This window comes from Sulfitobacter sp. THAF37, assembly GCF_009363555.1.
Classification (GTDB): Bacteria; Pseudomonadota; Alphaproteobacteria; order Rhodobacterales; family Rhodobacteraceae; genus Sulfitobacter.
This window is the reverse complement of sequence record NZ_CP045372.1, coordinates 2,381,750-2,393,833: the sequence shown is the minus strand read 5'-3', so window position 1 is coordinate 2,393,833 and position 12,084 is coordinate 2,381,750. Positions and strand designations below refer to the sequence as shown.

The window sequence follows — 12,084 nt, the reverse complement described above, 5'->3', positions numbered from 1 at the left end:
GTTCTCCAGCTACTATTCGTTTTGCATATAACCTGACCAGTCATCCATGAGCTTTCGCCGCCGCTCCAGCAAGTCCGACCGCGCATATGCGCGCTCCACATCCGACCCCACCTGATGCGCCAGCGCGGCCTCGGCCACCTCGCGGGCCACGCCCGCTTCCTCCCCAGCCCAATCGCGGAAACTGCTCCGGAACCCATGCACCGTGAATGGCTCGCGCCCCATGCGCCGCAGCAGCATCAGCATCGACATGTTGGACAGCGGCCTGCTCTGCACCCGTTCCTCCGGCGTCTTGCCGCCTGCCTGCCCCCGGAAGACGTAGGCACCGCCCAAGGGTCGCACCGACTCCAGCACCCGCAGCATCTCGTCGGTCAGCGGCACCCGATGCACCACCCCGCCTTTCATCCGCGCTGCCGGGATCGTCCACAGGCGCGCCTCTAGGTCCAGTTCGTCCCATGTGGCCCCCAGCACCTCGGAGGTGCGGCAGGCGGTCAGGATCGTGAATTGCAGCGCCTTTGCTGCCGTGGCGGTGCGCGCCTCCAGTTCGGCATAGAAAGCTGGCACGTCGCGCCACGGCATCGCGTCATGGTGCACCGCCTTCACCTTCACCTTGGGCAGCACCCCGGCTTCCTTCACCGCCGTGATGGGGTTCTCGCCCTCGCGGAACCCGCGCGACCGCGCCACGTCCAGCACCGTCTTGATGCGCTGGGCCAGTCGCCGCGCCGTTTCGTGCTTGTCGGTCCAGATGGGGGAGAGGCACATCAGCACATCGGGTTGCCCTATGGCATCGACCGGCATCCGTCCAATCTTGGGGAAGGCGTAGTCGCGCAGCGTGTTGAGCCATTGCGCGCCGTGCTTGGCGTTCTTCCACGTCGGCATCCGGTCAATGTGCACCTGCTGCGCCAGTTCCTCGAAACTCGGCACCTCGCGCTGGGCATTGAAGCGCGGGTTCAGGCCGGACTTCGCCATGCGGCGATACTCCAGCGCCCTTTCGCGCGCTGTGTTGAGTGTCACCACGTCAGCGCCGCCCAGTCCGAAGTCGGTGCGCAGCGGCGCGCCCTTCTGGTTCTTCTGGCCTTTCACCGTGACGCGCAAGATCCAGCGGCGCGCGCCGGACGGGTCCACCACCAGATACAAGCCCGCGCCGTCGCCATGCCGCCCCGGCCCCAGGTTCTCCACCAGTCGTTTCGTCAGCTTGCCCGCCAGCGCCGCCATTCGTACCACCCTTCATACCACGCAATGAAAACGTACAGGTGAAACCGAATGAAAGCCACAGAAACCTTGGGCAAGCACGAAAGCCCACAGGGACAGCGGGTTACGCTATCCTAGGCCATCTGGTGAAACTGGGGAAAATGTCGTCTTGGCGGAGGCTCAGGGATTCGAACCCTGGGGACGCTCTCACGCCCGCCGGTTTTCAAGACCGGTGCAATCGACCACTCTGCCAAACCTCCGCAATGTTCCCCTCCTAGTCTGCTGCATTCGATTCGGCAAATCCCCAAAGCCCGATATCGGTCCGGCGGCGGACGGGGAAATTTGCCGATCCCTGCAGCCCAGCCTTTTCAGGCTGTCGCTTGCGCGTTAGACTGCGCAAAACCCTCGGCAAGGGGGTGTTAAGCATTGCCGCATGTGCGGCGGAAATTGACCTTTTAGGTCCGCAGGCAAGGACGAAAACAGATGAGCAGGCTAAACTCCCGCCCCCACAGCCGCGCAGGCCGCGCGACACTGATGGCAGGTCTGGCGCTGTCGGTAGGCATGCTGGCGGGATGCGAGGACACCGGACAATTCGGCTTTCTCAAGCCCAAGGCACAGACCGCCACCGCCGGGACCACCCGATCCACCAAGCTGGTAGAACGCGACGTGGAAGCCCCCGAGGTGTTCAACGTCACCGACGAGGGCCTGTGGGACGGGCGTCCTTCGCTGGGGGGCGTCTGGGTCGCCCACCCCGATGTGACCGAACCGGAGCGGGTGATCATCCGCAACGAAGCGAATGACAAGTTCGTGATCGGCGCCCTGTTCCGTCGCGAGCGCGAATTGCCGGGGCCGAAGCTGCAGATGTCCTCGGATGCCGCGGCGGCACTGGGTGTGCTTGCCGGCGCCCCGGCGACGCTGAACGTCGTTGCCCTGCGCCGCGAAGAGGCCGAGGAAAGCGCGGAGGCCGAGGCCGCGGCGCAAAGCGTGCAGGCTCCTTCGGAGGTGACTGAAGCCACGCTCGACCCGGTCGCGCCCGCCGGTCAGACGGCCGCGACGGCGCAGGCCCCTGCACCTGCGACACCGGCGGCGGCACAGCCCGCGGCCCCTGCCCCCGTCCCCGCGCCGGTGGCGAAGCCCGCCACCAGCCTCGGCAAGCCCTACGTCCAGATCGGCATCTTCAGTGTCGAAGCCAACGCCGAACGTGCGGCGAAACAGATGCGCGGCGCGGGACTCGTGCCGACCGTCAAGAAATCGGAAATCAACGGCAAGCCGTTCTGGCGTGTCGTTGTCGGTCCGGCCTCCGGCACGTCCGAGCTCAACACCCTGATCGACAAGATCAAGGGCGAGGGTTTTTCGGACGCCTACGCCGTATCGAGCTAACATTAGGAGTCTCCCAAGACCATGATCCGCCGCATCGCTGCCTGCCTGGCGCTGATCCTGTTCAGCCTTCCCGCTCACGCCTTCGAGACCAAGGCGAGCGCCGCCTATGTCTATGACCTGTCTACCGGGACCGTTCTGCTGGCCAAGAATGCCGACCAGCCGCTGCCGCCTGCCTCCATGTCCAAGCTGATGACGCTCTACATGGCGTTCGAGGCGCTGGAGAACGGCAGGCTGGAACTTGACGACGAGCTTCTGGTTTCCGCGGACGCGGCGGCCTACGGCGGCTCGACCATGTTCCTGCAACAGGGCGAACGTGTGTCGGTGGAGGATCTGCTGCGCGGCATCATCGTGCTGTCGGGCAATGACGCCTGCGTGGTTCTGGCAGAGGCGCTGTCGGGCACGGAGGCGCGTTTTGCCCGCGACATGACGACCCGCGCCCAGCAGATGGGCATGACCAATTCCACCTTCATGAACTCGAACGGCTGGCCCAAGCCCGGCCACCGCATGTCGATGCGCGACCTCGGGCTGGTCGCGACCCGGCTGATCACCGACTTTCCGCAGTTCTATCCGATGTTCGCCGAGACCGAGTTCCTGTTTGACGAAAACGAAGCCTCCAACCGGTATAACCGCAACCCGCTGCTGTCGCTCGGCATCGGGGCGGACGGGCTGAAGACGGGGCATACCACCGAAGCGGGCTATGGCCTTGTCGGTTCGGCCAAGCAAGGCGACCGCCGGGTGGTCTTTGTGATCTCGGGTCTTGAGACGGCAGAGGCCCGCGCGCAGGAATCCGAGGCGATCGTCAACTGGGCCTTCCGCCAGTTTTCCGAACGCACGCTGGGCGAGGCCGGGACCCGGATCACCGAGGTGCCCGTGGCCCTGGGGGCCGTGCAGACCGTGGGGCTGGAGCTTAAGGACACGCTGACCATGCTGACGCCCTATACCGGCAGCAACGATGTCACGGCCGAAGCGATCTATCAGGAACCCTTCAAGGCGCCAATTGAAAAGGGCGCCGAGTTGGGTGAACTGGTCATCACCCGCGACGGGCTGCCCGAAGTCCGCGTGCCGCTGGTGGCCTCCGACGATGTCGCCCCCGGCGGTTTCATGATCAAGCTGGCCGCCGCGGCACAGCACCTGCTGGCGCGCCTGAACGCAGGCCCGCAGGAAGCCTCGTGAGCAGCCAGGGGCTGTTCATCAGCTTCGAAGGCATCGACGGGTCGGGCAAATCCACCCAGGCCAGGCTTCTCGCCGATCATCTGCGCGATACCGGGCGTGACGTGATCCTGACGCGCGAGCCCGGCGGGTCCCCCGGGGCCGAAGAAATCCGCGCGCTGGTGCTGCAGGGCGATCCCGATCGCTGGTCGGCAGAGACCGAGATCCTGCTTTTCACCGCCGCGCGCCGCGACCACGTTGAACGCACGATCCGCCCCGCTCTGGCGGCGGGCAAGGTTGTCGTCTGCGACCGCTTTGCCGATTCAACACGGATGTATCAGGGCATGTCGCGCGGCGACCTGCGTGGCGTGGTGGACAGCCTGCACGATCTTATGATCGGCCTGGAGCCGGACCTGACCATCCTGATCGACATGGACCCGTCGGAAGGGCTCAGCCGCGCGCTTTCCCGCAGGGGGGCCGAGGAACGGTTCGAGGATTTCGGCGAAGACTTGCAAAAGGCCATGCGCGCCGGGTTTCTGGCACTGGCCGATGAATTCTCTGACCGCTACCGGATCGTCGACGGCGCACGGGATGTCGAGGCCGTCGCCGCCGATGTCCGCGCGGTGGCGGAGCGGTTTGGCTCCCTGCGGCCCGCCTGACTGCCGGCGGGCAGGAAACCTAGCGCTCTCAATCTCCGCGCTGATCCTTTCCCGGCATCGCATCCCGATGGCCTGCCCCAGGGCCGCCATTCGTTCGCCCTCCCGCAGACGGTCTTTATCGCCGGGCGAGACGCAGAAGACGCCGAAAATTTCTGTTCCAAGCTCTGAATGCCGGTCAAACCGGTCGCGCACGGCCTCCGCTTTCGGCCCGCCGGACAAGGCCATTCGTCGGTTGCGCTGCCATGCTCCGCGCCGTGCGCGGCCATTGGTCCGCGATGCCCGGGCACCAGACAGAGTTGATCTAACCGACCCGCAGATCCGCCTCAGCCGGGGCATTCACATCGAAGGTCAATCGGCGTCCCTCAATAAGCTGTTCAAACGCCTCGACGCCGACTTTGGGACCGCTCATATTGCGGAAGGTCCGGCGCATGTGCCGGAAAAGCGTGGCCTCCAGCCTGCGGGCCGCGGGCGCTGTCCCATGAAGGTAAAAACGAGAGCGCAGCAAGGCACCATCGGGGTGTTCGCCCCAAAGCTGAAGGACGACGGCAGAAGACAGCTCTCTCGGCCTTAGCGCATAGCGCGTTCCGGTGACATGCTCATGCGCTGCTGCCCGAACCTGCGTGCCGGGCGGCACGAGGAAAAGATCGTGAACGAAGTGTCCCGGAAATATCCGCAGGACATCCGGAATGTCGCGGGCGTGCTCGTAAACCCGGACCTCGGGCGACCGGATGTCGGGGTGAACCAGATAGACAAAGGTTTCGTCCGCCTCCACCAGCTCCATCAGCGCATGGAAATCGGCAGGGGTCGCGTAGAAATATGTGCACTTGCGCATGTCAGCCTTCCGTCAATCCGTCGATGAAGGCCTCGAAACCGGGGGCGATGAAATGCAGGCCGACGTCGAAGGGAACTTCGTGATCGCTAAAGAAGACCTGCCTGTGGTTCGGCCCCTTGACAGCCAGAAGGATGGCATTTCCGAAGGTGTCCCCTCCGATGCTCAGATACCGTGGCCGGAAATCACCGCCGTAATTCGAGTTGAAGTGCCACAGGTCATCATAGTCGTGTTCGGAGTTCACTGCGTAGAGATAGTGCAGTCGGGTGTCGGTCTCTTTCCCGTTTTCCACGAAGGTAATCAGGCGTTTTTCGGGCAACTGCCCGTTGCGCGTGGCAAGCCAGTCTCGGTATGCTGGGGGAAGCCTGGCGTCGAGCACACGTTCCAGCAGATCGAGTGTATCGGGCGCGAGGGTGGATGGCGTCGGTTTGCGGCCTTTCCTCATCCATGCGCGTCCCGGCTGAACCAGTTGTAAAGATCGTGCAGCATCTCGCCGCTCTCCGGGTTGATCTGCGTCTGCTCTCCGGAAGGGGACGTGTAGGTCAATGTGAAGGTGCCCTTTTCGCCGACATCTTCAAGGGACCTGACGTGATCGAGCACGCAGAGCACGCCAAAGACACCAGCATGCACGCCCTCTTCCACCAGCTGATGAAGCCACGGGCGCTGCGCTTCGTCCAGCTCTGACATCCACTGCGCGCGGGCCTTGCGCGCGGCAGAAACGCCTCGGCCGACAGGTTGCTGTGCGTACTTGAGTATCCCGTCGGACGTCCCGGCCATGGACTGCGCCAGCCGCTCCGCGAAGGTGTTCTTGTCCATCTCTCAAATGACCCGTTCAGGTTTGTTCAAATCCAACCCTGAGAAAGGTTTGGGGATTGGTCAAGCGGGACAATCGGCCTGGCTGGATCGGGGAGACGTGGTGTTGGACCACGCGCTTGTTCTGCAATGCGCAGGGCGTTGAGCGGGCCAGTGTCGCGGTGCCGGAGAACGGCGCTGCCGACATTTGATCGCACACACTTAATCGCAGCCAAGTACATCCTCGCTCTAAGTTACGCATCAAGCGCAGCCAAAGCGTCGGCCCGTGGGGCCGATCCGGCCCTGGCTGCACCCATTTCCACATTCTCAGGCCGCCTGCACACGGATGTCGATCCTGTTTGATAGTCCCCATCGGTGTCCTTTGTCCTTCGCAGCATCCGGCGGGCGACGAAAACCTGCCGCGAAGACCACAAAAGGCCCCGCGAACGGGGCCTTCCAGAAAGATCGCGAGGTCGGGAGGTGTTATTCGCGCTCCAGCACGAATGTACCGGCACCGCCGAGACGGATCAGCGCGCCGCCGGGTTCATCAGACACGACCACGGTGGCCGGTCCGGCCGCCGCCTGCGCCTGTCCGCCGCCGATCGGGCCAAGGAAAGTACCGCCAATGCCAAGGTTGACCTGGCCGATGCTGCCGCTGACCGGGTCCGACAGTTCGCCTCCCATGTTCACGGCAAAGCCGTTGGTCACGATTTCGGTGGGCGCGCCGGGAATAGGCGCCTGACCGGGCGGCAGAATGATCGGTTGGGTTTCTTCCTGCAGGGTCGAGGGCGCGATGCCGTCGGCGCTGTCCAGTGTTCCCTCAAGCGTGAAGGGATTCCCGCCCAGTTCGCCGCGGAAGTTGGTGGCGGTGCCGGAAATGGTTTCATTGTCGAAATCCGCCTGCACTTCCAGATCGCCCAGCGCGTAGCCTTCGGTGGCCGCCTGGTCATTGGTGAAGACGTTCAGCAACGTATTGCCGCGGAAAGTGCCCTGCCCGACAAGCTCCACGCTGGTCGGCGCCAGGCTGGTGGTGTTCTGAAGCTGGTCGAACTTGGCATCGTATTCGGCCCGGGTCGTGGCTGGGCCACCACCGCCGCCGCCACCACCACCGCCGATGGCGCCGCCATTGCCGTTGCCCAGGCAGGCGGTCAACGACAGGCAGGACACGCCCAACAGACCTGCCCGCAATATGGTTTGATAATTCACTGGTAATTCCCCTTCGTGACTCGATGACAAAATCAGATGGACGCCGTGCCAACCTCTGCCGAGGGCCTGGAACACGAACGAAACCATGGCATCACTAGCCCTGTGAAGCGGTTTGCGGTCACTCCCCCGATCGGGGGAGAACATGGCAATTCGGCACCGCTGACCGGATTGGCCGTCCGGACGCTCCACCCCAGGTTGCAGACGACCGCTGCCCACCCTTTCAACCGCCGCGATCCGTGATAAACGGACTGCATGAGCGACGATGCCCTTCCCCCGGATCAAATCAGCGGTGCAGCGCACCCGCGCGATACGCAGGTCCTGATTGGCCAGACAGAGGCCGAGGCCGCGTTCCTGGATGCCTGGACCACCGGCAAGCTGCACCACGCCTGGCTTCTGACCGGGCCGCGCGGCGTGGGAAAGGCGACGCTGGCGTGGCGCATCGCGCGGTTCCTGCTGGCCACGCCCGACGCCGACGCGGGCGGGATGTTCGCCACGCCCACGCCCACCACGCTTGAGATCCCCGCCGATCACCCGGTGTCGCGGCGCATTGCCTCGGGCGGCGAAGGGGCGCTGAAATCGGTGATCCGGACCGTGAACCCGGACACCAAACGGATGCGCAAGCAGATTGTCGTCGACGACATCCGCGCGCTGAACGGCTTTTTCCAGCTTTCCGCCGCTGACGGCGGCCGCAGAGTGGTCATCGTCGATAACGCGGACGAGATGAACGTGAACGCCGCCAACGCGCTGTTGAAAATGCTGGAGGAACCCCCCGAACGTGCCACGCTATTGCTGATCAGCCACCAGCCTTCTGGGTTGTTGCCCACAATCCGGTCGCGCTGCCGCACGCTTCGGCTGGGCACCCTTTCGCCGGATCAGATGGCGGCGGCGCTGTCGGCGTCGGATGTGGCGGTCGAGGGCGATCCGGCGGCGCTGGCGGAACTCTCCGTCGGATCGGTCGGCGGGGCGCTGAGGCTGTCGCTGATGGGTGGGCTGCAGATCTACGCGGAACTGGTGGCGCTGCTGTCGTCGATGCCGCGCCTGGACCGCGCCCGCGCGATCAAGCTGGCCGAAGCCGCGGCCCAGCGGGGGGCGGAGGAAAAATTGACGCTGCTGTTCAGCCTGATCGACCTGATGCTGGCGCGGCTCGCCCGCACGGGCGCGACCGGTGCCGCGCCGGAGACAGAGGCCGCGCCGAACGAGGCGCAGGCATTGACCCGGCTGGCCCCCACGCCGCAGCAGGGCCGCGTCTGGGCCAACCTCGCGCAGGAAGTTTCCGATCGTGCGCAGCACGGGCTGGCGGTCAACCTTGACCCTGCCGCCTTGGTCCTAGATACCCTGCACAGGATCGCAGAACACGCGCCGCGATAGGAAAACAGGCATGACTCCCCAGATTACCGACAGCCACTGTCACCTCGATTTCCCCGATTTCGAAGGCCAGTTGCCGCAGGTCATCGCCCGCGCGGCGGAGGCGGGCGTGACGCGGATGGTCACGATCTGCACGAAACTGCGCAATGAACCTGCCGTGCGGGCCATCGCCGAGGCTCATGCGCCGGTTTTCTATGCCGCGGGGACGCACCCGATGTCCGCCGCCGCCGAGCCGCTGGTCAGTGTGGACGACCTGCTGGCGCTGACCCGGCATCCCAAGATGGTCGGCATCGGCGAAACCGGGCTTGACTATCACTACACTTCCGAAAGCGCCGAGGTGCAGAAGACCTCGCTGCGTATCCACATCGCCGCCGCCCGCGAGAGCGGCCTGCCGCTGATCATACATGCCCGCGACGCCGATGACGACATGGCCGCGATCCTGTCCGAAGAATACGCCAACGGTGCCTACAGCTGTGTGATGCATTGCTTTTCCTCGTCGGAGGCGCTGGCCCGGACGGCGCTCGACCTGGGGTTCTACCTCAGCATGTCGGGGATCACCGCCTTTCCCAAGTCCGGCGCGCTGCGCGACATCTTTGCCGCGGCGCCGCTGGACCGCATCCTGGTCGAGACCGACGCCCCCTACCTTGCGCCGCCGCCGCACCGGGGCAAGACCAACGAGCCCGCCTTCACCGCCCATACCGCGCGCCGCGCCGCCGAAACCTTCGGCCTCGACTATGCCGATTTCGCGCGCCGGACACAGGCGAACTTTGACCGGCTGTTCCGCAAGGCCGCGCAATACGATCGGGCCGCCTGATGGCGGAAATGCGAGTCACCATCCTGGGATGCGGGTCTTCGGGGGGCGTGCCCCGCCTGGGGGGCCTGTGGGGCGACTGCGACCCGTCAGAGCCGCGCAACCACCGCCGCCGCTGCTCGGTGCTGGTCGAACGGGTCACTGACGCGGGGACGACCACGGTGCTGATTGATACCTCGCCCGACATGCGCAGCCAGCTGCTGGATGCTGGCGTGGGACGGCTGGACGCGGTGCTTTATACCCATGCGCACGCGGACCACGTGCACGGGCTGGACGATCTGCGCATGATCGTGATCAACATGCGGGCACGGCTGCCGGTCTGGGCCGATGCCCCGACCCGCGCCGCGCTGATGGAGCGGTTCGGATACGCCTTCATCCGTCCCGAAGGGTCGATGTATCCGCCGATCCTGGAGATGAACGATATCGAAGGCGACGTGACCATCGACGGCCCGGGCGGTGCGCTGACCTTTGCCCCCTTCACGGTGAACCACGGCGGCATCGACGCGCTGGGGTTCCGGATGAACGACGTGGCCTACCTGCCCGATGTGGTCAGCATCCCCGACGCGGCGATGCCGCACCTGCAGGGGCTGACCTGCTGGATCGTGGACGCATTGCGCCGCGACCCGCACCCGACCCACAGTCACCTGGCGCAGACCTTGGAATGGATCGAACAGCTGGCCCCCCGGCGCGCCGTGCTGACAAACATGCACAACGATCTCGATTACCGCACTCTGGCCGGGGAAACCCCCGCCCACATCGAACCGGCCCATGACGGCATGGTACTGACCTTTCAGCTCGCCTGATCCTTATGTTGGGCATTCCTATTTGTTCCCGGAGGGGTCCGAAGGGTATCGCCCCCTTTTGATCCCGCAATGCGAAAGCCCCGCCCGTGCAGAACCTGCTCGATGTCATCCTGCCCGTCTTCCTGCTCATCGGTTTCGGCTATGTCGCCGTCTGGCGCGGGTTGTTTCCGGTCAGCGGCATCGACGGGGTCATGCGCTTTACCCAAAGCTTCGCGATCCCCTGCCTGCTGTTCCAGGCGATCTCCAGGCTCGACCTTGGCAGCGATTTCAGCCCGGCGTTGCTGGTCAGCTTCTACGCGGGCGCGACGATCTGTTTTGGGCTCGGCCTGTTCGGGTCGCGCCTGCTGCTGGGCCGCCCCTGGGAGGATTGCGTGGCCATCGGATTCTGCTGCCTGTTCTCCAACTCCGTCCTGCTGGGGCTGCCGATCGCAGAACGCGCCTACGGGCCGGATGCGCTGACCGGCAATTACGCCATCATCGCCGTTCATTCGCCCTTCTGCTACGCGCTGGGGATCACCGTGATGGAAGTCGTCCTGAACCGCGGCCAGTCCAAGGCCCGCCTTGCGCTCTCCGTGGGGCGCGCAATGTTCAGCAATGCGCTGGTGCTGGCGATCATGGCGGGCTTTGTGGTGAACTTCTCCGGGGTGCCCATCCCGGACGTCGTGGACGACGCGCTGTCGCTGATTGCCCGCGCCGCGCTGCCCGCCGCACTGTTTGCCCTGGGCGGCGTGCTGATCCAGTATCGCCCCGAAGGCGACAAGATCGCCATCACGCTGGTCTGCCTGATCACGCTTCTGGTGCACCCCGCGCTGGTCTGGGCGTTCGGCAGCGCCCTGTCCCTGCCGCAGGACGCATTCCGGTCCGGCGTGCTGACCGCCGCCATGGCACCGGGGTTCAACGCCTATATCTTTGCCAACATGTATGGCAGGGGCCGCCGCGTCGCCGCGTCTTCGGTGCTGATCGCGACCGCGCTTTCGCTGCTGAGCGTCTGGTTGTGGCTGGAGGCACTGGCCTGAGACCCGGCCGAGAGCGTGCTTCCTACGGGGCGCGATACAGCCGGCCTGGCAGGCCAACTTACCCCGCCCATTGGCCGCCGCCGTCGATGTCGACCACGGTGCCCGACAGGTAATGCACCTTCGCGCTGGCCAGCAGGACGGCAAGCGACGCGATTTCCTGCGCCTGGGCGGGCCTGCCGAAGGGGAACCTGTCCGGGTCAAGCAGCTCTTCCCAGCGGTTCTCATCGCCGAGGCGATCCTTTGCTGCGGCGCGCAGGCGGTCGGTCATCCGGTCGGTGAGCGTGGCGGAGGGGTTGATGCCGAAGACCCGCACGTTGTCCTGTGGCGTCTCGGCCCCCAGCGCGTTGGTAAACCCGATCAGCGCCGCGTTGCCTGCGGCCCCGATGATATAGGACGACCGCACCGCCCGGCCGCCCATGCCGATGACGTTGATGATGGTGCCCGCGCCCCGCGCCCGCATCCGCGGCGCATAGAGCATGCAGAGGTGGATGTACCCCCAGACCTTCAGCTCGAACCCGGTGCGCCAGTCGTCCATCGTGCGGTCCGACAGCGGGCCCGACCTGATGGCACCGGCGTTGTTGACCAGTATGTCGATATCCGGCGCGGCATCGAAAAGGTCTGCGCGCGCCCTGTCGTCGGAGAGATCGGCGGCGATGTAATCGACCGCGCCGCCAGTCTGTCCTTTCACCTGCTGAACCGCCGCCTCCAACGCCTCGGCACGCCGCGATACCAGTGTCACCCGCGCGCCCTCCGCCGCGAAGACCCGGGCGGTTTCCAGACCGATCCCCTTGGAGGCGCCAGTCACCAGCACATGCTTTCCCGTCAGTTCAAGATCCATCCGCCGCTCCTTCTTGTCCGCGTTTCATCCAACATCCGGGCTACCGCG

13 protein-coding genes and 1 tRNA gene are annotated in these 12,084 nt (G+C 65.3%); 7 read left to right on the top strand and 7 right to left on the bottom strand.

The genetic code is table 11. From position 1 onward, the window contains the following. Window positions 1–12: 12 nt before the first annotated feature. Window positions 13–1,212, bottom strand: a complete 1,200-nt coding sequence (locus FIU94_RS11675; RefSeq protein ID WP_152465962.1) for a site-specific integrase — start codon at window positions 1,210–1,212, stop codon at window positions 13–15. 146 nt (window positions 1,213–1,358) lie between these two features. Next, a tRNA-Ser gene (locus FIU94_RS11670) sits at window positions 1,359–1,448 on the bottom strand. Window positions 1,449–1,671: 223 nt separating this feature from the next. Here FIU94_RS11670 and FIU94_RS11665 point away from each other — a divergent pair. The 3 genes from FIU94_RS11665 to tmk are packed head-to-tail and all read left to right on the top strand — an operon-like array spanning window position 1,672 to window position 4,376. After that, window positions 1,672–2,568 (top strand): SPOR domain-containing protein, encoded by an 897-nt coding sequence (locus FIU94_RS11665; protein ID WP_152465961.1) that lies wholly within the window; start codon window positions 1,672–1,674, stop codon window positions 2,566–2,568. 21 nt (window positions 2,569–2,589) lie between these two features. Continuing rightward, entirely contained in the window at window positions 2,590–3,741 is a 1,152-nt protein-coding gene (locus tag FIU94_RS11660; RefSeq protein WP_152465960.1) for a D-alanyl-D-alanine carboxypeptidase family protein, read from the top strand. After that, window positions 3,738–4,376 carry a dTMP kinase gene (tmk, locus tag FIU94_RS11655; protein WP_152465959.1) on the top strand — a complete coding sequence of 213 codons (639 nt, stop codon included), beginning with the start codon at window positions 3,738–3,740 and terminating at the stop codon, window positions 4,374–4,376. Before FIU94_RS11660 ends, tmk begins: the two co-directional genes overlap by 4 nt. A gap of 301 nt (window positions 4,377–4,677) precedes the next feature. On the opposite strand, the gene FIU94_RS11650 is transcribed toward tmk, so the two are convergent. The 4 genes from FIU94_RS11650 to FIU94_RS11635 form a co-directional block, all read right to left on the bottom strand. Then, window positions 4,678–5,208, bottom strand: a complete 531-nt coding sequence (locus FIU94_RS11650; RefSeq protein ID WP_152465958.1) for a hypothetical protein — start codon at window positions 5,206–5,208, stop codon at window positions 4,678–4,680. Between the two features lies 1 nt (window position 5,209). Next, window positions 5,210–5,650, bottom strand: a complete 441-nt coding sequence (locus FIU94_RS11645) for an SMI1/KNR4 family protein (RefSeq protein WP_152465957.1) — start codon at window positions 5,648–5,650, stop codon at window positions 5,210–5,212. Then, complete coding sequence (locus FIU94_RS11640) at window positions 5,647–6,021, bottom strand: hypothetical protein (RefSeq protein WP_152465956.1); 375 nt, start codon at window positions 6,019–6,021, stop codon at window positions 5,647–5,649. The genes FIU94_RS11645 and FIU94_RS11640 overlap by 4 nt, the downstream gene beginning before the upstream one ends. A 459-nt stretch (window positions 6,022–6,480) precedes the next feature. Continuing rightward, window positions 6,481–7,203, bottom strand: a complete 723-nt coding sequence (locus FIU94_RS11635; protein ID WP_152465955.1) for a hypothetical protein — start codon at window positions 7,201–7,203, stop codon at window positions 6,481–6,483. Between the two features lie 252 nt (window positions 7,204–7,455). On the opposite strand from FIU94_RS11635, the gene FIU94_RS11630 reads away from it, so the two are divergent. The 4 genes from FIU94_RS11630 to FIU94_RS11615 all read left to right on the top strand — a co-directional run bounded on the left by FIU94_RS11630 (window position 7,456) and on the right by FIU94_RS11615 (window position 11,198). After that, window positions 7,456–8,571, top strand: coding sequence for a DNA polymerase III subunit delta' (locus FIU94_RS11630; RefSeq protein WP_152465954.1), 1,116 nt, complete (start codon window positions 7,456–7,458; stop codon window positions 8,569–8,571). A 10-nt stretch (window positions 8,572–8,581) separates the two neighbouring features. Next, window positions 8,582–9,382, top strand: coding sequence for a TatD family hydrolase (locus FIU94_RS11625; RefSeq protein ID WP_152465953.1), 801 nt, complete (start codon window positions 8,582–8,584; stop codon window positions 9,380–9,382). Beyond that, window positions 9,382–10,182 (top strand): MBL fold metallo-hydrolase, encoded by an 801-nt coding sequence (locus FIU94_RS11620; RefSeq protein WP_152465952.1) that lies wholly within the window; start codon window positions 9,382–9,384, stop codon window positions 10,180–10,182. Before FIU94_RS11625 ends, FIU94_RS11620 begins: the two co-directional genes overlap by 1 nt. An 86-nt stretch (window positions 10,183–10,268) precedes the next feature. Next, the gene (locus FIU94_RS11615) at window positions 10,269–11,198 is read left to right on the top strand and encodes an AEC family transporter (protein WP_152465951.1); all 930 of its coding nucleotides are present in this window, start codon (window positions 10,269–10,271) and stop codon (window positions 11,196–11,198) included. Window positions 11,199–11,256: 58 nt separating this feature from the next. Here FIU94_RS11615 and FIU94_RS11610 read toward each other — a convergent pair whose 3' ends face one another. Further along, complete coding sequence (locus FIU94_RS11610; protein WP_152465950.1) at window positions 11,257–12,036, bottom strand: short-chain dehydrogenase/reductase; 780 nt, start codon at window positions 12,034–12,036, stop codon at window positions 11,257–11,259. Between the last annotated feature and the right edge of the window lie 48 nt (window positions 12,037–12,084).